This is a genomic window from Flavobacterium sp. NRK F10 (genome assembly GCF_024054235.1).
In the GTDB taxonomy this organism is placed as follows: Bacteria; Bacteroidota; Bacteroidia; order Flavobacteriales; family Flavobacteriaceae; genus Flavobacterium; species Flavobacterium sediminis.
In genome coordinates this window covers 3357471-3377755 of the sequence record NZ_JAMXLC010000001.1, presented here as the reverse complement: position 1 = coordinate 3377755, position 20285 = coordinate 3357471, and the positions used below count along the sequence as shown (strand labels likewise).

At 36.2% G+C, this 20285-nt stretch carries 16 protein-coding genes; 8 read left to right on the top strand and 8 right to left on the bottom strand.

Going from position 1 to position 20285, the window contains the following annotated elements:
* The first annotated feature begins 41 nt into the window (after positions 1–41).
* Entirely contained in the window at positions 42–356 is a 315-nt protein-coding gene (locus tag NHF50_RS15460; RefSeq protein WP_146193505.1) for a hypothetical protein, read from the top strand.
* 72 nt (positions 357–428) lie between these two features.
* Here the strand turns inward: NHF50_RS15460 and pheT are convergent, their stop codons facing one another.
* On the bottom strand, positions 429–2858 hold the full coding sequence (gene pheT / locus NHF50_RS15455; protein ID WP_252777280.1) for a phenylalanine--tRNA ligase subunit beta: 2430 nt from the start codon (positions 2856–2858) through the stop codon (positions 429–431).
* Between the two features lie 259 nt (positions 2859–3117).
* Between pheT and NHF50_RS15450 the strand changes: the two genes are divergently transcribed.
* The 3 genes from NHF50_RS15450 to NHF50_RS15440 all read left to right on the top strand — a co-directional run bounded on the left by NHF50_RS15450 (position 3118) and on the right by NHF50_RS15440 (position 6365).
* The gene (locus NHF50_RS15450) at positions 3118–4623 is read left to right on the top strand and encodes an aldehyde dehydrogenase family protein (RefSeq protein ID WP_109570495.1); all 1506 of its coding nucleotides are present in this window, start codon (positions 3118–3120) and stop codon (positions 4621–4623) included.
* A gap of 226 nt (positions 4624–4849) precedes the next feature.
* Positions 4850–5890, top strand: a complete 1041-nt coding sequence (gene adhP, locus NHF50_RS15445) for an alcohol dehydrogenase AdhP (protein ID WP_252777279.1) — start codon at positions 4850–4852, stop codon at positions 5888–5890.
* Between the two features lie 97 nt (positions 5891–5987).
* Positions 5988–6365, top strand: coding sequence for a DUF779 domain-containing protein (locus NHF50_RS15440; protein WP_109570493.1), 378 nt, complete (start codon positions 5988–5990; stop codon positions 6363–6365).
* Here the strand turns inward: NHF50_RS15440 and NHF50_RS15435 are convergent.
* The 3 genes from NHF50_RS15435 to recG form a co-directional block, all read right to left on the bottom strand.
* Positions 6362–7282 (bottom strand): AraC family transcriptional regulator, encoded by a 921-nt coding sequence (locus tag NHF50_RS15435; RefSeq protein WP_109570492.1) that lies wholly within the window; start codon positions 7280–7282, stop codon positions 6362–6364. The two genes, NHF50_RS15440 and NHF50_RS15435, sit on opposite strands and share 4 nt — an antisense overlap.
* 115 nt (positions 7283–7397) lie before the next feature.
* Entirely contained in the window at positions 7398–8261 is an 864-nt protein-coding gene (locus tag NHF50_RS15430; RefSeq protein WP_109570489.1) for a bestrophin family protein, read from the bottom strand.
* A gap of 46 nt (positions 8262–8307) precedes the next feature.
* On the bottom strand, positions 8308–10413 hold the full coding sequence (gene recG / locus NHF50_RS15425) for an ATP-dependent DNA helicase RecG (RefSeq protein WP_252777278.1): 2106 nt from the start codon (positions 10411–10413) through the stop codon (positions 8308–8310).
* Positions 10414–10528: 115 nt separating this feature from the next.
* On the opposite strand from recG, the gene NHF50_RS15420 reads away from it, so the two are divergent.
* A complete protein-coding gene (locus NHF50_RS15420; protein WP_252777277.1) occupies positions 10529–12229 on the top strand; it encodes a carbamoyltransferase C-terminal domain-containing protein in 1701 nt (566 codons plus the stop codon).
* Between the two features lie 15 nt (positions 12230–12244).
* Here NHF50_RS15420 and NHF50_RS15415 read toward each other — a convergent pair whose 3' ends face one another.
* From NHF50_RS15415 to NHF50_RS15405, 3 genes are read right to left on the bottom strand one after another with little or no spacing between them, the layout of a single operon-like run.
* Entirely contained in the window at positions 12245–12940 is a 696-nt protein-coding gene (locus NHF50_RS15415; protein ID WP_252777276.1) for an aspartyl/asparaginyl beta-hydroxylase domain-containing protein, read from the bottom strand.
* Positions 12941–12943: 3 nt separating this feature from the next.
* Entirely contained in the window at positions 12944–13438 is a 495-nt protein-coding gene (locus NHF50_RS15410; protein WP_252777275.1) for a hypothetical protein, read from the bottom strand.
* Positions 13439–13449: 11 nt separating this feature from the next.
* Complete coding sequence (locus NHF50_RS15405; RefSeq protein WP_252777274.1) at positions 13450–14160, bottom strand: diphthine--ammonia ligase; 711 nt, start codon at positions 14158–14160, stop codon at positions 13450–13452.
* A 95-nt stretch (positions 14161–14255) separates the two neighbouring features.
* Here NHF50_RS15405 and NHF50_RS15400 point away from each other — a divergent pair, with 95 nt between their 5' ends.
* Together NHF50_RS15400 and NHF50_RS15395 are read left to right on the top strand one after the other, a co-directional pair.
* Positions 14256–16334: a M1 family metallopeptidase gene (locus tag NHF50_RS15400; protein ID WP_252777273.1), complete on the top strand. Its 2079-nt coding sequence runs from the start codon at positions 14256–14258 to the stop codon at positions 16332–16334.
* Positions 16334–17248, top strand: a complete 915-nt coding sequence (locus tag NHF50_RS15395) for a patatin family protein (protein ID WP_109570482.1) — start codon at positions 16334–16336, stop codon at positions 17246–17248. Before NHF50_RS15400 ends, NHF50_RS15395 begins: the two co-directional genes overlap by 1 nt.
* Here NHF50_RS15395 and NHF50_RS15390 read toward each other — a convergent pair.
* Entirely contained in the window at positions 17245–17766 is a 522-nt protein-coding gene (locus NHF50_RS15390) for a hypothetical protein (RefSeq protein ID WP_109570481.1), read from the bottom strand. The two genes, NHF50_RS15395 and NHF50_RS15390, sit on opposite strands and share 4 nt — an antisense overlap.
* Positions 17767–17921: 155 nt before the next feature.
* Between NHF50_RS15390 and NHF50_RS15385 the strand changes: the two genes are divergently transcribed.
* Positions 17922–20255 carry an ATP-dependent helicase gene (locus NHF50_RS15385; protein ID WP_252777272.1) on the top strand — a complete coding sequence of 778 codons (2334 nt, stop codon included), beginning with the start codon at positions 17922–17924 and terminating at the stop codon, positions 20253–20255.
* Positions 20256–20285: the final 30 nt, after the last annotated feature.

Here is a 20285-nt window from a genome sequence, read left to right as displayed (position 1 = left end):
TATATTTTAGTTAAGTTGTTTTTGGTAAAAAATAAATAACTTTGAGTATCTCTTTAATTATCATTAAAATGTTTGGGAAAGAAAAAGTATATTTATTATTGAGTTTAATCAGCTCTTTTTTGTTACTTACTGGAATTATTCAGGTTTTTCCTAAAGTAACATTTATTGGTTTGCGTTTTTCCCTGATTTGGATTCCTGTTTGGATATTGATCTTGCTACTTCCTTTATATGGAATTGTTGAAATCATTAAAAGAACCGATGAGGCTAATTATATGTTTTGGATTGCTTTGCTTTTAAATCTGTTTAATTTTTTTATTGCCATCAGACATTTTAATTTTCAATTCTTATCAACATGATATAATAGAATAAACAATAAATAAAAAACCACCTTATTTAAGGTGGTTTTTTGTGATTTTATTTTTGGAAGATTATCTTAAACTGGCTCCTAACTCTTTTTCAAAATTAGTTTGTAATTTAGTCATGATCTTTTCAATATCTTTATCTTTTAACGTCTTGTTATCGTCCTGAATGATAAAGCTGATCGCATACGATTTTTTACCATTAGGAAGATTTTTGCCTTCATAAACATCAAACAGGTTAATTTCTTTTAATAACGCTTTTTCTGTTTGTTTAGCTAATTTAAAGACTTGTTCAAAAGTAACATTGTCATTTAATAACAAGGCTAAATCCCTGCGTACAGCCGGAAACTTAGGAATGTCGGTAAACTTAATTTTATTTGAAATATATTTTTGCAATTTTGACCAGGCAAAATCAGCGTATAAAACTTCTTGTTTGATATCGAAATACTTTAAGATCGATTTTTTAACTGTACCGAACTCTACTATGGTTTCTTTTCCTATGGCCAGGGCAATACCTTCCTGAAAAACATCATTTTCAAAAGGAAGAGTACTTACTTTGGTATCTAATCCGATTCGGGATAAAATACTCATTATATATCCCTTAAATAAGAAAAAGTCGGATTTATCAGTAGGCTGTTTCCAACTTTCATTGTTTCGGTTTCCGGTTACTAATAATGTTAAATGTTTAATCTCATCATAACCTGAAGGTAGTTTATGATACGTTTTTCCGAACTCATAGAATTTCAGGTCATTTCTCTTGCGATTGATATTAAAAGAAACAGCCTCTAATCCGGAAAATAACATAGACTGGCGCATAGCTGACAGGTCATTGCTTAAAGGATTCAACATTAGAACGTTGAAATCTTCTTTAATCTTTTCTGAAAGCTTAACGTAATCAGGAGTAGTTAAAGAATTAGCCATCATTTCATTGAAACCTAAGGCACATAGCTGGTCAGAAATGATATTTTGTATTTTGAACTCTTCTGTTCTTGATGAGTTAGAAACCGTAGCATTCAATTTCTGTGAGAATTGAATATTGTTGTATCCGTAAACTCTCAGAATTTCTTCAATAACATCAATTTCACGTTGTACATCCACACGATAAGAAGGAATGATTAGTCCTAAACCTGATTCTGTAACGTTATTGATCTTGATATCTAAGGCAACTAATATTTTTTTGATGATCTCTTTCGGGATTTCTTCACCGATCACTTTTCTGACTTTTTCGAAGCTTACAAAAACCTGAAAATCGTCTACTTTCTTAGGATAAATATCTGTTATTTCCGAAGTGATTTCACCACCGGCAACTTCCTGAATTAAAAGAGCAGCACGTTTTAAAGCATATTCCGTGATATTAGGATCAATACCTCTTTCAAAACGGAAAGAAGCATCAGTATTTAATCCGTGTCTTTTAGCCGTTTTACGAATAGAAACCGGATTGAAATAAGCACTTTCTAAGAAAATAGCTTGTGTGCTTTCACTTACTCCTGATTCTTTTCCTCCGAAAACACCGGCAATACACATTGGTTCTTCAGCATTACAGATCATAAGATCTTCAGCGTCTAAAGTACGTTCCACATCATCTAAGGTTCTGAACTTAGTTCCGGCTTCAACAGTTTTTACGATAACCTTATTACCTTTAATCTTATTGGCATCAAAAGCATGCAATGGTTGCCCTAATTCGTGTAAAACGTAATTTGTAACATCTACTACGTTATTTTTAGGCGTTAAACCGATAGCTTTTAAACGGTTTTGTAGCCAGGAAGGAGAGGGCTTAACATTAATTCCTGAGATCGTTACACCACAATATCGGGGAGCCATTTTTTCATTTTCTACTGCAACATCGATTTTCAAAGTGCGTTTGTCTACTCTAAAGTTACTAACAGAAGGTGTGATCAATTCCACATTCTTTTCGTTATTATAAAGTCCGGCCTTTAAGTCACGGGCAACTCCGAAGTGGCTCATAGCATCGGCGCGATTAGGCGTTAATCCGATTTCAAAGACTTCATCCGTTTCGATTTCAAAAAGTTCAGCAGCAGGAGTTCCGGGTTTAACGTCTTCGTCAAGGATCATAATTCCGTCATGACTTTCGCCTAAACCTAATTCATCTTCAGCACAAATCATTCCGTGACTTTCCTCACCTCTGATCTTCCCTTTTTTTATTTCAAATGCATTTCCTTCTTTGTCAAATAATTTAGTCCCGATAGTGGCTACAGGTACTTTTTGTCCGGCAGCTACATTAGGAGCACCGCAAACAATCTGAACCGGTGGGTTTCCGTCACCCAGATCAACGGTAGTAATTCGTAATCTGTCTGCGTTAGGATGTTGTACACAAGTTAATACATGCCCCACAACAACTCCTTTTAAACCTCCTTTTAAACTTTCAAAAGTATCTACGCCTTCTACTTCCAGACCCAGATCAGTCAATAAAGCCGCAGTTTCTTCAGAATTCCAATCTAACTTTATAAATTGTTTTAACCAATTATAAGAAATACGCATTTTCTATTCAATTTTAGTCTGCAAATATACATAATGCTCAGAAGAGTTTAAAACATTATTTTAATTATAGTGTTTAATACTTTTTTAGGCTTAAAATTAATAATTTGATAAAAAAATGTGATTTAAAATGAAATTTAGTGAAAAAATATATGTTAAAATTTAATTAAATAAAATCTTGTGCTATAAAATGAAAAAATTATGCTATTTTTTTATGGATTAGGGTACTACCTTTGAATAAAACCAAAAAAAACAAAGATTTATGAGTAATTTAGTTCAAAGACCAAATTTCAAACAAAAGTACGATAATTATATCGGAGGGAAATTTGTTCCTCCTGCAAGTGGTGAATATTTTGATGTTGTTTCTCCTATAGATGGAAAGGTATTTTCAAAAGCTGCACATTCTAACAAACAAGATTTAGAATTGGCCGTAAATGCTGCATCTGAAGCTTTTGAAAGCTGGAGTAAAGTATCACCTACAGATCGTAGTAACTTGTTGTTTAAGATAGCACAGGTTATGGAAGATAATTTGAATTTGATCGCAGCAGCTGAAACGGTAGACAACGGTAAGCCGATTCGCGAAACAATGGCTGCTGACATTCCGTTAGCAATTGACCATTTCAGATATTTTGCCAGTGTGATCAGAGCAGAAGAAGGTTCTGTAAACGAATTGGATGAGCACACAGTTTCTTTGATCGTACACGAACCAATCGGAGTTGTAGCTCAGATCATTCCTTGGAATTTCCCTATCTTAATGGCTGTTTGGAAATTAGCACCGGCTTTAGCTGCCGGAAACTGTGTGGTATTAAAACCGGCTGAAAATACACCGATCTCTATTATGGTATTGATGGAGTTGATCGGAGATTTAATTCCTGCCGGAGTAATAAATGTCGTAAACGGTTTCGGTGCTGAGTTGGGTAGAGCTTTAGTGACTAATCCTAAGGTAGCAAAAGCAGCTTTCACAGGTTCTACAGCTACAGGACGTTTAGTAATGCAATATGCAACTGAAAACATTATTCCGGTAACCTTAGAATTAGGTGGTAAATCTCCGAATATTTTCTTCCCGTCTGTGATGGATCACGATGATGAGTTCTTCGATAAAGCTTTAGAAGGTGCAGCATTGTATTGTTTAAACCAAGGTGAGATCTGTACCTGTCCTTCTCGTTTATTAGTTCACGAAGATATCTATGATAAATTCATGGAAAGATTGTTGGAACGCGTAGCTGCTATTAAAGCAGGAAATCCGTTAGATCCTACAGTAATGATCGGTGCTCAGGCTTCAAAAGTGCAGAAAGAAAAAATCATGTCTTACATCAAGTTAGGTAAAGAAGAAGGTGCAGAATTGTTAATCGGTGGAGATGAAAATAATTTAGGTGGTGATATTGAAGGCGGTTACTACATTAAACCGACAATCTTTAAAGGAAATAACAAAATGCGTATTTTCCAAGAAGAGATCTTCGGTCCTGTATTAGCAGTAACTACATTTAAAACTACTGAAGAAGCTATCGAAATAGCAAATGATACTATTTATGGTTTAGGAGCTGGTGTTTGGACACGTGATGCTCACGAATTATACCAAGTGCCAAGAGCTGTACAGGCAGGTAGAGTTTGGGTAAACCAATACCATGCTTATCCGGCAGGAGCTCCGTTTGGAGGATACAAACAATCAGGTGTGGGACGTGAAAACCACAAAATGATGTTAGACCACTACAGACAAACTAAAAACATGTTAGTGTCTTATAACAAAAATAAATTAGGATTCTTTTAATTGATACCATAGGGCTTGCCCACTGGTTAAACTAAGGTGAACCCTATCAGGCTGTATAAAAACTGATAGGGTTTTCTTTTACATTAAAAAAAAGCGTTTGATAAAAGGCTTTTATTTAAGATCAGATTATTATTGCTACTAACTTTTAGCCTTTTCAATTATTGAAAATGATCTTTATCTCTTTTAAGAGAAAACTTCTAACAGAAACAACTAAAAATAAAGAATTATGATTCCTAAAACCATGAAAGCGGCTGTTGTGCAAGGGTATGGACAGCCATTAAAAATAGAAGAAGTACCGGTAAGAGCACCGGGTAGATATGAGGTCTTGGTAAAGGTGATTGCCTGTGGAGTTTGTCATACGGATCTACATGCTGTAGACGGAGACTGGCCTGCTAAGCCGAAAATGCCTTTAATTCCGGGACATGAAGGCGTAGGTATTGTGGTAGCATGTGGTCCCGAAGCAATGGTAAAAGAAGGAGATGCAGTAGGTGTGCCTTGGTTGTATAGTGCTTGCGGATGCTGTGATTATTGTATTACCGGGTGGGAAACCCTCTGCGAAGCTCAGAAAAACGGAGGATATAGTGTAGACGGAGGTTTTGCGGAATATGTGATAGCAGATTCACGTTATGTCGGACATTTAAAACCGGATGTAAACTTTTTAGAGATTGCTCCGATACTTTGTGCCGGTGTTACGGTATATAAAGGACTTAAAGAAACAGAAACAAAACCGGGAGAATGGGTAGCCATTTCCGGGATAGGAGGTTTGGGACACGTTGCTGTTCAATATGCAAAAGCTATGGGAATGCATGTTGCAGCCATTGATGTTGCCGATGATAAATTAGAATTAGCTAAAAAGTTAGGTGCGGATATTACGGTAAATGCTAAAACTACTGATCCGGGACAGTATTTGCATAAAGAAGTAGGAGGAATGCACGGTGCTTTGATCACTGCTGTTTCGCCTATAGCTTTCAAACAGGGAATAGATGTGTTACGTAGAAAAGGAACAATTGCTCTGAACGGATTGCCACCTGGATCTTTTGAACTGCCTATTTTTGAAACCGTACTGAAACGTATTACGGTCAGAGGTTCGATTGTAGGTACTCGTAAAGACCTTCAGGAAGCTTTAGATTTTGCAAATGAAGGTTTGGTAAAAGCGACTGTAACTCCTGCTAAGTTAGAAGACATCAATGATGTGTTTGATAAAATGAAGCATGGACAGATTGATGGTCGAATAGTATTGGATATTGCCGGGAATTATAGTAATTGATGTAATAGTTTTTATCATTAATTTTTGGTATATTTATAGTTAGGTTGAGCAAAGTGGCCAACTGTATAAGTTGGCTGCTTTTTTAAATTAAAATGTTATGGTTAAGAGAATAGAAGTTACTGATCAGGCGAGAGAGATGATCCTTAAGTTAAAAGAAAAATTCGGTGATTTAATGTTTTATCAGGCCGGAGGATGTTGTGAAGGGACTCAGCCCCAGTGTTTTGAAAAAGGCGGTTTTTATTTAAGAGCCGATGATGTTTGTATTGGAGAAATTGAAGGAACTGAATTTTGGCTCGATAAGGATTTGTTTGAATATTGGAAGCACGCTCATTTTACTTTGGATATAATGGATGGAATAGGAGCGGGTGGTTTCTCTTTAGAAACACCTTATGGAAAAACATTTAAAGTAAATTATCGCATTTTTACACCAGAAGAAGAAGAAGATCTGGAACCTGTTAAACGAAATACACTTTAATAGTTCATCAATTGGTATTGTTTCGGGGTAATGCCTTCGTATTTTTTGAATATCCTGATGAAATAATTGCAGTCTTCAAATCCGGAAGCAAAACTAACCTCATTGACCTGAATGCCGGGGTTTTTAAGTAGTCTTTTGGCAAATTTTATTTTTTCATTTAAAATAAACTCTACCGGAGTCATGCCTAATTCTCGTTTAAAGTAACGATAAAAGGAAGTGGAGCTCATACACGCTTTTTCACTTAGTTCTTTAATGTTGATATTTTCAGTAATGTTTTTACGAATGTATTCTACAACTTGTGTGATCGGATTGGAACTATCTAAAAGCAATTGTTCATTTTCATACGAACGAAAAGTTTGTGTCTGAATGATCCTGATAATCAGTTCTTGTAAAGTTAAATCGGTAATAACATCTTTGGTAACCGATGTACTCATACATTCTTTGATTAATTTATTCAGCGTAGTGGCTAATTCAACATTATTGTAAAAGAAATAGTTTTCATAATCCAATTTCCAAAAGTTATTTTTACCTTCTTTTGGGTAGCGTTCGTTTAAAAAAGCTAAAGTTTCTTTTATCTTAAAATGATCAATGGCTAAAGCTAAACACTGCGTAGGATTTTTTTGTGAAGCTTCCGGAAAATCAATTTTCATTTCTACATTTGACGGCACTACGACAGTTTCCCCCGGAAGATATTCAAACTCGGGATCATCAAATAAGTGCATAACCTTTTTGCCTCTTAGCATACTGGTTACTACCAGATCGTTGAACTTTAACGGAACCAAAGCAGATTCTTTATAAGTCTCAAACAAATTCAGTTCACAGTTGTTCAACGAAAAAACCGTACGGTTTTCCACAAGTGTCTTTAACGATTTTTCGTGAGTCAGAGCTGGAGTACTGAGTAAACTTTTAGAAGGCATTGTAATTTTATAAAAATGATAAGTCTAATTTATGAAAAATTAAATGAAAATAAAAGTAAACTATATTTAATTAGCGATTATAGTTATTTCTGAATCGTTTAAAAGAATGTGAAAATTATAAAATTTCTTCTACATGTTTTTTAATATTGGCTGCTATCTTTTTAGTTGGTAAGTCATTAGCATCGTCACCGAAGGGGTCTTCAATTTCTTCAGCAATAAGCTCCAGACTGGCTAAGACATAAAAAATAAATACTACAACCGGAATAACATAATAGCCTAAGTTAAACACATAACCAAAAGGTAAGGTCATCACATAGATAAAAATAAATTTTTTGATGAACGAACTGTAAGAGTAAGGAATAGGTGTGTTTTTAATACGTTCGCAAGCTCCGCAAATATCCGTAAACGATTGCAATTCGGCATTAATGACAATTAATTGGTCGCCGGAAATTTTTCCCGAAGTGTACAGATCATTCGCTTTCTGGAACAGCATTTTAGCAATTTGGTTCGGACGGTGTTTGTGATGGTCTAATTCTAAATCCAAACCTTCAATTAGCATTAAAGCCGTTTCTTCATCTGCCAGGTGCTTTTGCAAAAAGGAAGCATAGTTGGGAATTAATTTTCGAAAGTAGTTACGGTCGCCTTCTTCCTGTAAGTAAGCAGAAAGTTTTAGCGCTAAATTTCGGCTGTTGTTGACTAAGGCTCCCCAATGTTTTCGACCTTCCCACCAGCGGTCATACGCAGTATTGGTCCTAAATACCAATAAAAGGGAAATCACAAAACCCACCATGCCATGCATAACCGTAATGTTCTTTACATGGCTATCATCGCTTAGCTTCCAGAATTCTATTTCAAGATAAGCTACTGCATATGAGTATAAGCCAATAGTAATCATCATAGGGATTAATTGGCGAAATGTATCCGATTTATGAAAACGGAAAATAAAGGTGATCCAGTCTTTTGGGTTGTATTGTACCATAATTTTAGTGTTCAGTATTCAGTCAATAGTAAGCAGAAAAGTAATATTAACTAATATAATTCCAAATATTTTTCTTTTTACTCAATTCTAAGAAGATTTGCTTCATTTTTTGATGTTCGGGTTTCGTCATATTCGGGTCTTCTTTCAGAATCTTAATTGCAATATGACGAGCCAATTGTAAAATGTCTCTGTCTTTAACCAGATCGGCAATGTGTAAATTGAGTACGCCGCTTTGTTGGGTTCCCATAATATCACCGGGACCACGTAGTTTTAAATCGACCTCGGCAATTTCAAAGCCGTCATTTGTGGCACACATAGTTTCTAAACGCGTTTTACTGTCGTTACTCAATTTGTGTCCTGTCATTAAAATACAATAACTCTGTTCAGCGCCACGACCTACACGTCCGCGAAGCTGATGCAATTGCGATAATCCGAAACGTTCCGCACTTTCAATGACCATAACGGAAGCATTGGGAACATTTACACCCACTTCAATAACAGTGGTTGCGACCATAATGTTAGTTTTACCTTCAGCAAAACGTCGCATTTCTTCGTCTTTATCAACAGGTTTCATTTTTCCGTGAACAATAGAAATGGAATATTGTGGCAACGGGAAATCGCGTGAAATACTTTCATAGCCATCCATCAAATCCTTATAGTCCATTTTTTCAGATTCTTGAATTAACGGATACACAATATAAATTTGTCTTCCTTTTGCAATTTCATCTTTCAGGAATTTCCAGACTTTCAATCGGTTACTGTCGTAGCGATGTACGGTTTGTATCGGTTTTCTTCCCGGAGGCAATTCATCAATCACAGAAATATCCAAATCGCCATACATGCTCATGGCTAAAGTTCGAGGAATAGGAGTAGCGGTCATGACCAGAACGTGTGGCGGAATTTCATTTTTCTTCCAAAGTTTTGAACGTTGTTCAACACCAAAACGATGCTGCTCGTCTATGATGGCTAAACCTAAATTGTGGAACTGGACTTTGTCTTCTAAAATAGCATGTGTACCTATTAATATATCTAAACTTCCGTTTTCGAGTTCTTCATGAATAATTCTTCTTTCAGCTGTTTTAGTCGAACCCGTTAGTAATTTGATGTTGATATTTAGGTTTTTAGCTAAATCAGAAAGTCCGTTGAAATGTTGTGCAGCCAAAATTTCGGTTGGAGCCATTAAACAACTTTGGAATCCGTTGTCTTTAGCAATTAACATAGCAAGTAAGGCAACAATTGTTTTTCCGGAACCCACATCACCTTGTAACAAACGATTCATTTGCGCATTGCTTCCCAGATCATTCCGAATTTCTTTAATTACTCGTTTTTGGGCATTGGTTAATTCAAAAGGTAAATGATTTTGGTAAAAATCGTTAAAATTTTCGCCTACAACCTCAAATGGATGTCCCTTGATTTTATGTTTTCGGATTAAATTTTTTGTGATAAGCTGTAATTGGATGTAAAACAGCTCTTCAAATTTTAATCGAAACTGCGCTTTAGCTAATAACTCTTGATTTTTTGGAAAATGAATATTGAACAATGCCGCATTTTTCGGGATCAATTGTAATTCTTGAACAATGCTATCCGGTAAAGTTTCCGAAAACAAAGCCTGTGTTTCTACGAATAATTGTTGCATCATTTTATTGACGGTTTTATTCGTAATATTTTTGTTGGCCAATTTTTCCGTACTCGGATACACCGGTTGCATAGCACTTCGCAAGCTGGCTTTGTGTTCTTCTAAGAACTCCATCTCCGGATGCGCCATATTGAATAAGCCATTGAAAGAAGTTACTTTTCCAAAGATCACATACGGAACATTAATCTTTAAGTTTTCTTTGATCCATTTATGTCCCTGAAACCAAACTAATTCCATTTCACCCGTATCATCAATAAAGGTAGCGACTAAGCGTTTGCCTCTTTTTTGTTCAACAGTTTTAATGTGGACGATCTTTCCGACAATTTGAACTTCCGAATTACTGTTAACCAATTGATTGATCTTGTAATAATGTGTTCTGTCAATGTATCGATTCGGGTATAAATTCAGCAAATCTCCGTACCTGTGAATAGCTAACTCTTTGCGAAGCAAATCGCCACGTTGTGGACCAACGCCTTTGAGATATTCTATAGGAGTTTCTAAGAGATTGTTTTGCATATTGCGAAGATAGCTTTTTTGTGAGAAAATTTAAAAAGTATAATTTGAAAAAGCAGGGAATCGCTATATTTGAGAAGTACATTTTTATAAGAATAAACTCAAAGGAAGCAATTCAATGGCTAAACCCATATATATTTTAGGTACCGGACTTTCTCATAATGGTTCGGCAGTATTGTTAAAAGACGGTCGTATTTGTGTTGGGATAGAAAAGGAACGGTTGAGCCGAAAAAAACACGACGGAGGAAATGATACTTTAGCTATTCAATATTGTTTAGCTGCCGAAGGAATTGGAATAGAAGATCTGGCACTGGTCGTACAATGTGCTAATTTTGATATACCCGGTCGGGAACGTTTTGAAGGAAAAAGAGTTTTTGCTGATACAACAACTCCAAAAATGGTTACCATTTCTCATCATTTGGCTCATGCTTATAGTGCTGTAGGAACTTCTCCTTTTACAGAATGTGCCGTGATGGTTATAGATGGTTGCGGCAGTCCGTTAGACCAATTTCTTACTCTTCATCCACAAGAAAAAGGAATAGTAGCTAAATCTTTTTTGGAAGAAACGGAAATGCTATGTGAAAAAGATAGTTTCTATTATTTTGACGGACAAAAAGTAACTCCGCTAGTTAAAGATTTTAGTAAAATGGCACCACATGATGCCAATTCGTTATCGTTGCCTACTACCCAACATTCGATAGGAGGGTTCTATGCCACCATTAGTAAATATGTTTTCGGAGATATGGATGATGTAGGCAAGTTAATGGGATTAGCCCCATTTGGTACAACTGGAATTTACGATTTTGAAGCTTTTGAATTCCAATCAGGACGTTTGTATCTTTCAGAGAGTTGGAAAAAAAACTTTACCAATCCTTCTACGGGATATGACTATTTTAAGGAACATTTTGAATATTATGCCAATATTGCAAAATGGGCACAAGAACAGGTTGAAAAAGCTGTACTGCAATGTATCACGAATCGGATAGAAGAGTTTCCGTCTGCAAATTTATGTTATACAGGAGGCGTAGCTTTAAATGCTGTGGCTAATGCGAAATTACAGGACATCAAAATTGTGGAGAATACTTATTTTGAACCGGCTGCCAGTGATAATGGATTGGCACTAGGTTGTGCTTTTTATGGTTGGTTAGACTATCTTAATAAACCCAAAGTTAAACATAACGGAAACACTTGTTTCGGAAAGCAATATAGTATTCAGGAAATTGAAGATGTATTGAAAGAAGATGAATCGTCAATTTATAGAAAAACAAAGTTTGAGAATGAAGAAGAGTTATTGCGTTATTGCGCCGGAAAACTAAATCAAGGTAAAACACTCGCCTGGTTTCAGTCCGAATCAGAGTTTGGTCCGCGTGCTTTGGGAAGAAGAAGTATTTTAGCCCATCCGGGGATCGATAATTTAAAAGATCACATCAATAGAAATATAAAATTCAGAGAAGATTTTCGCCCGTTTGCGCCTGCTGTGCTCAAGGAAAAAGTTTCGGAATATTTTGAAAACGGAAGAGTAAGTCCTTATATGATCTTGGTTGATAAAACCCGCCCGGAGTATTCGGAACAACTTAAAAATGTGACCCATAAAGACGGTTCTGCTCGTGTACAAACAGTAGATGAAAGTTGGAATGGTTTATTTTATAGGCTGATAAAAGCATTTTACGAAGTTAGCGGAATAGCAGTTTTGTTAAACACAAGCCTGAATCGCAGAGGAATGCCTATGGTTGAAACGCCCAGAGAAGCACTTCAGTTATTTCATGAAACCGCACTGGATGTTTTAGTAATGGAAAATATAGTTTTGGAGAAAAAATAGAATAATCTTCAGCAATCACTTTTTGAGCAATTCTGCTATGATCTGATTCGCTACAGGAGTATTCATCTTTTTTAATTCTTCAATCATCAATTGTTTTTCATTGTCTTTTAGTTCAGGAATTGGCCGTATGAATTGTTCTTCTGAAGCTTGTTGAAAGAATAGCTTGTCTGTCCATTCGTTACGGATGCCGTCAATGACGAGGTGTATTCTGTCCTGTGCGCCGTTATTGGCAACGGAATGCGTAAAATTAGCATCGATATACCAACATTCGCCTTCATTCATCTGGAGTCTTTGACCGTCTAAAATAAATTCCACATGTTCATTTGTGATAATCGGAATATGAATCCTGAAATAACCGTCTTCATATCCCAAACAATTGTCGGTATGTGGTTTTACGGATGCTCCGGCTGCCAGACGCAATAAACGAACGGTAGTTTTTTCAAAAGCAAAACTGTCAATGACTTCTTTTAAATACAAGCAAGGATCCATGATTTCCGTATACGTCGCTTTTTCTGTTCCGATAGGAAAAGCATTGATGTTATCGGATTTTCCGCCTTGCGAAACCAATGCAATGGAAGACCAATCACCGTCATAATCATTCGTGTTGTAATGTGGTTTCCATTGATGATTCGTTATTTTTTGAAGATCCTTTTGCAATCTTTCAGGATCCCATTGAATCGGGAATTTTATATAACGTACGAGATTATCCATAAATTAGTCTCTTAACCATTGTTTCATTTTAGGAAATACAATGCCGTTTTGGCCATTTTCTTTACTTGCTGTTAATCCACACCATTCTAAAAAGGGCAATCCGATAAAATTTTGCTGCGTATAGCTTTCAATAAGCCATTGCGAACTTCCTTTGTAACCGTTCGGATGAAATACAACATCATTAGGAAGTTCTAAATGAACAGAAGCAGCATAAGACCATAACATAGCTCCGATTTCATCACCTTGTGAAGGCCAATCTTTATCCATTTTTTCCGTTCCGATGTGAATTCTTTCTTGTGACGGAGTTACGGCTATATGTCCGGCTTCATGTAAAATATCTCCGGGATACAGAAGTTTATCCGTATCAATGACAATACTGTTGCCTAAAATCTTTAAACCCGGTAAAAAAGTAGCTTCAGAAAGGACTTCTTTAGGCGTAGTGATGCCAATCTCATTTAAAAATGTTGTAATTTTTTCGATAAGTAGCTCTTTTTCCATAGTTGTTTCTATTAATTTGGAATCAGGTCGCAATACCAAAATCCATAATCTGAATCATCATCAGTGTTTTCTGTTTGTGGCTTTGGATATGTTTTTCGCACAATTTCTCCTTTTTCAAAAGTAACAGGTTGGCTGAAAAGCGGTCCGTCGAAAGTAAAGGTATGAAATTCTCCGTTTTCTCCGCACGGATCAACATTTTCAGGTAGATCTGCTATAAATTGTTCATCTATAATTCTGCCGGCAAAGCTTTTATCAAGATACTGTTCGTTTACACAGGTCACAATGGTTTTGAATCCTAAAGTAAGAAATTCTTGAATAAGTTCTCTGGTATCAGCTTTCCAAAGAGGAAAAACAGCTTTAAAGCCGATACTTTCTAATTTTTCTTCTCGGTATTGGCGTAAATCTTCCAGAAAAATATCTCCGAAAACAGAATATTCAATACCCTTTTGATGAAAGGAGCGAAGTGTTTGTTCCATTTTCTTTTCATAAGTTTCCATAGTAGGCATACTGGGAACACTCATTAATGTAAGTGGAAAACCTAGGCTTTTGGCTTGTTTTATTAATAAATCGACCCGGATGCCGTGCATGGAAATACGTTGGTATTCTTCACTGATGCTGGTTAAAAAAGATACGATCTCATATTCGTCTTGTTGTAGGATCTTATATAAGGCTAAAGTGGAATCTTTTCCGCTGCTCCAGTTAAAAAGGGCTCTTTTTTTCAAAGTGAGTAAATTTTGAACTTCTGAAGCGTAAACTTACACATTTATGGAGAAAATTTCTCAAAGCTTTGTAAATTTGGAAAAATATAAAAAAATTCATGAAACTTTATCTAAGCTTTTTATTGTTCTCGATCACCTCATTATATGCCCAACAATTTCCAACAGTAGATTTTATAAAATGTAATGCCTATGTTAAGCCCGACTTTAATGAAAAGAGCATTTCAGGAACCGTAGAATACGAGTTTGTAGTACATAAAAAACCGGACACGATTAGTATTGATGCTGTAGCAATGGATTTTGATGAGGTAAAGATCAACGGAAAGAATGCCAAGTTTGTGAATTCGGGCAAAGCTTTAAAATTGTTTAAAGGCTATAAAAAGGGAAAAAATAAGGTAACGTTTCATTATAGTGCCAAGCCGAAGCAAACACTTTATTTTGTAGGAACTCCGGAAGATTATCAGATTTGGACGCAAGGGCAGGGGAAATACACCAGTCATTGGTTGCCTAGTTTTGACGATGTGAACGAGAAAGTGATTTTTAATTTGAATATTGATTTTAATAGTCGTTATGATGTTTTGTCTAATGGACTAATTTCCTCTCCACTGGTTTCAGATGCTAATGAAACAATATGGTCTTATTCCATGAAAAAACCAATGGCTTCTTATCTGGTGATGTTAGCTATAGGTAATTTTGTAGAGCAAACAGAAATTACTTCGTCCGGAACTATTTTAGAATACCACTTAGACCGAAGAGACAGTCTAAAATTTGAACCTACCTATAGACATTCCAAACAAATATTTGAGTTTTTAGAACAGGAAATCGGTATTAAATACCCATGGGAAGTCTATCGACAAGTTCCGGTACGTGACTTTTTATACGCCGGAATGGAAAATACAACGTCAACGATATTTGCTCAGGATTTTGTTGTAGACTCTATCGGTTACAATGACAAGCGTTATCTGAACGTCAATGCACACGAATTGGCACATCAGTGGTTTGGTGATTTGGTTACTGCTACATCAGGAGTTCACCATTGGTTACAGGAAGGTTTTGCTACCTATTATGCTTTATTGGCAGAACAATCGGTTTTTGGCGACGATTATTTTTGCTATCAGTTATGGGAAATGGCGCGCCAGCTAGAACAAGCTAAAGCAACGGATACCGAACCCATTTTAAGTGAAAAAGCAAGTTCACTGACCTATTACAAAAAAGGAGCTTGGGCACTACATGTTTTACGCAGTGACGTCGGTGCGGAAAATTTCAAAAAAGCAGTCAAGACCTATTTGGAAAAATATGCTTATAAGAATGTAAATACAGATGAGTTTCTGGCTGAAATACAAAAAGTATCACCGGATTATGATATAGCCAGTTTTAAGAAAAACTGGTTAGAAACGGCAGGATTCGATTTTGAAGGCATTCAAAAATATTTAAAAGGAAATTCATTTATAGAACAGTTTTACGAAGTAATCAACAGTTATCAGATTCCTTTTGCCGACAAAAAGGAACGTTACGAAGCCTTAATGCAATCGGATGTGTATACACCGGTAAAAACTGAAATTTTATACCAGTGCAAAAGTGTTCCGCTTAAAGAAAAACAATATTTGATAGAATTAGCAATGGCTACCGATAACATAAAAGTAAGGCAAGCCGTTGCCCAAACAGTAGGTTTTATTCCGTCGACCTTTCAGGATTCATTTGAAACCTTATTAAAGGATAAATCATATATTACACGAGAAATTGCTTTATTCAAGCTTTGGAAAAGTTTTAAAGACCTGCAATACCAGTATACAGAAATGAGCAATGGTTGGGAAGGTTTGAATTATAATCTGAAAATTGCCAATTTAACTTTAAAGTTAGTCACAAAAGGGATTGATCCTAATACTAAAATAGAAGCTATAGCTGAGTTAGAGAGCCTGACCAAAGCACCTTATGAAATGATCGTAAGGGAATCGGCTATTGAGACACTTTTAACTTTAAAAATTCCGTCCGAACAAAATTTGATCAGTATTTTAGATGCGACAATGCATCATAAATGGCAATTTGTTAAATTTGGAAAAGATAAGATCAGAAGGTTGCTTTCCGATGAAAAAGGACGTCAGGATTATTTAGCCATTCAGCCAAAACTTTCAGAGAAGCAACAGGAACGATTAGCACAATTTTTAAAAGAAACGGAATAATGAAAGCATTGGTCATTTCGGGAGGAGGAAGTAAAGGAGCATTTGCCGGCGGAGTAGCACAATATTTAATTGAAGACTTGCATAAAGATTATGAGTTATATCTGGGAACATCTACCGGAAGTTTATTGGTTTCACATTTAGCGTTACAAGAAGTAGAAAAAATAAAAGAAGTCTATACTTCAGTTACTCAAAATAGCATTTTTAGCAATTGTCCGTTTCAAATCAAAAAGCGTTTTGGTGAAGATACTATCGAAATCAATCACTTTAATGTCATTCGAAATTTCTTAAAAGGATCTAAAACTTTTGGCGAAAGCAAGAATTTACGAAAATTATTAGGCGAAGTATTTACAGAAGAAGAATTTATAAAACTCCAAAAAAGCACTAAAGAAGTTATTGTAACAGTATCAAACTTATCGTTGAATACAGTAGAATACAAATCGGTTAACGATTTTAGTTATGAAGACTTTTGTGATTGGGTTTGGATTTCCTGTAATTATATTCCGTTTATGTCGCTGGTGCGAAAAAATGGCTGTGAATATGCTGATGGTGGTTTTGCGGTGCAAGTACCTATTGAAGAAGCCATAAGAAGAGGAGCAAAACACGTTGATGCCATTATTTTACATACCGAAACGCCTTTGTTTAACAGAATGCCGTCGAGAAGTCCGTTTACAGCACTGACCAATTTGTTTTCCTATATGATGGATCGTATCGAGTATCAAAACATTAAAATAGGAAAATACGAAGCTAAAATAAAAGACACCACAATTAACTTTTATTACACGCCTACTTTGTTGACTACTAATTCATTAATCTTTAAAAAAGAAGAGATGAAAGACTGGTGGCATAAAGGATATCAGTATGCCCAACAAAAAGATGTGGACACACAAGAGATACAAGGAGAAGATAACGGCTAGAATACCTTTTTCAACTCTTCTTTGATAAAGGCAATGGCAATGTCCGTTGCTGATTCACTTTCCGTCAGATCCGTTAAGATAGCTTGTCGCATTTCATCTGCAGTAGTAATACCTTCTGTAATCGATTTGTTACGGATCAGAGTGATCACACTATTTTTTGCTTTTAAGATAATTTCCCAGGCTTCATTGGAAACATACACTTGTTGCGTAATATTATGCTCATATTCCGTTTGAATGGTATGCACTAATAGTGTGGCATAATTTTGCGGATCTAAGCCGTTAGAAGGTACTCGTAATAACAATTGTACCGGATTGATGCGTTCCAGAAATAAAACCAGGCGCTCATAAGCCTGTAAACGGATAGGTAACGATTGTTTCTGGTTTTGTTTTAATAGTTCAAAACGTCTTTTACTGTCTTCGTTGTTAAAAAATTTCTGAAACAAAAGAAAAGCAGTTCCGCCGGTAATTAGTGCCGGTAAAGTATAAGCTGCAAGCTCTATAATTTTATCTGTACTCATCCTGAATTAAAAATTGGTACACAAAATAAAACTAATCTTTTGGAAATTGCAAACCGAATGTCCATTCAAATTGTTAAATGGTTAATAACTTCTCTTGTAATAACCCTGTGCATGTTGTATTTTTGTAGCTTAGTTAAAACTTTGGAAACGAACTTATGCAGCAGTATATAGACCAATTAAACGAAGCACAACGCGCACCGGTATTACAAAAAGACGGACCTATGATCGTCATTGCAGGAGCAGGCTCAGGGAAAACCCGTGTATTGACCATGCGTATTGCTTATTTGATGAGTCAGGGAGTTGATGCTTTTAATATTTTAGCTTTGACCTTTACCAATAAGGCCGCACGTGAAATGAAAACCCGTATTGCCGGTATTGTGGGAAACAACGAAGCTAAAAACCTTTGGATGGGGACTTTTCACTCTATTTTTGCTAAGATCTTACGTATCGAAGCCGATAAATTAGGTTATCCGTCTAATTTTACGATCTATGATACTCAGGATTCTGTTCGCCTGATCGGGGCAATTATCAAAGAAATGCAGTTGGATAAGGATGTATATAAACCTAAGCAAGTATTAGGCCGTATCTCACAATATAAAAATTCATTGATTACGGTGAGAGCTTATTTCAATAATCCTGAATTGCAGGAAGCCGATGCAATGAGTAAAAAACCGCGTTTGGGTGAGATTTACGAAAATTATGTAGAACGCTGCTTCAAGTCGGGGGCTATGGATTTTGATGACCTTCTATTAAAAACCAACGAATTATTGAATCGTTTTCCCGATGTTTTAGCTAAATATCAGGATCGTTTCCGTTATATTCTGGTCGATGAGTATCAGGATACCAATCATTCACAATATTTGATCGTTCGGGCACTTTCCGACAGATTTCAGAATATTTGTGTGGTAGGAGATGATGCGCAAAGTATTTATGCTTTTAGAGGTGCCAATATTAATAACATCCTGAATTTCCAAAAAGATTACGATGGCGTTAAGATGTATCGATTGGAACAAAATTACCGATCAACCCGAAATATTGTAGAAGCAGCCAATAACGTTATTGATAAAAATAAGACCAAACTGGAGAAAGTGGTCTGGACGGATAATGAAGAAGGACCGAAGATCAAAGTTCATCGCAGTTTGACTGACGGTGAAGAGGGACGTTTTGTAGCCTCGACCATTTTTGAACAAAAAATGCAGCATCAATTACCGAATTCCCATTTTGCGGTATTGTACAGAACCAATGCTCAATCCCGTTCCATTGAAGATGCTTTGCGTAAACGCGATATTCCGTATCGTATTTACGGTGGTTTATCATTTTACCAACGCAAAGAGATCAAAGATGTGCTAGCTTATCTGCGTTTGATTATTAACCCTAAGGACGAAGAAGCCTTAGTGCGTGTTATCAATTATCCGGCTAGAGGGATAGGGGATACAACAGTAGAGAAATTAACCGTAGCAGCCAATCACTACAAGCGTTCTATTTTTGAAATAATGGAACATATTGATAAGATCGACTTGCGATTGAATTCAGGGACTAAAGCCAAATTGAATGATTTTGTGACCATGATCAAAAGTTTTCAGGTAATTAATGAAAATCAGGATGCTTTTTATCTGGCAGAGCATGTGACCAAAAAAACAGGCTTGGTTCAGGAATTGAAAAAGGACGGAACACCGGAAGGAATTGCCCGAATCGAGAATATTGAAGAATTACTGAACGGTATTAAGGACTTTATTGAAGGACAAAAAGAAGTGGACGGTGCTCGTGGAGCCTTGTCTGAATTTTTAGAAGATGTGGCTTTAGTTACTGATCTGGATAAAGATACCGGAGATGATGATCGGGTTGCTTTGATGACGATACATCTGGCAAAAGGATTAGAATTTCCGCATGTGTTCATTGTAGGGATGGAAGAAGACCTGTTTCCGAGTGCGATGAGTATGAATACCCGAAGCGAACTGGAAGAAGAACGTCGCTTGTTCTATGTAGCCTTGACCAGAGCAGAACATCAGGCTTATCTGACCTATGCGCAATCACGTTATCGCTGGGGAAAATTAGTAGATAGTGAACCTTCTCGTTTTATAGAGGAAATAGACGACCGTTATTTAGAGCACCTTAATATGGAAACCAATACATCCTATCGCTACAAACCGATGATGGATGTGGATATTTTCGGAGAAGTGGATAAATCAAAATTGCGTTTATCCAAACCGGTAAGTAGTACTCCGCCAAAATATATAACAGATCAGGAACCACAGAAACCGAATATCCGAAAGTTAAAACCTGTTTCAGGGATTAAGACACAAGGGAATGCTAATTTATTTGATAACAATTTGGTCGTGGGGAATGTAGTGATGCACGAACGCTTCGGAAAAGGACAGATCGTGAGTTTAGAAGGTGTAGGAGCTGATAGAAAGGCAGAGATCAGATTTGAAGTAGGGGGCTTAAAGAAACTCTTGCTCAAATTTGCAAAACTGGAGGTTATCGGATAAAACGGATCTCATGTTGATTCACAATTCTAA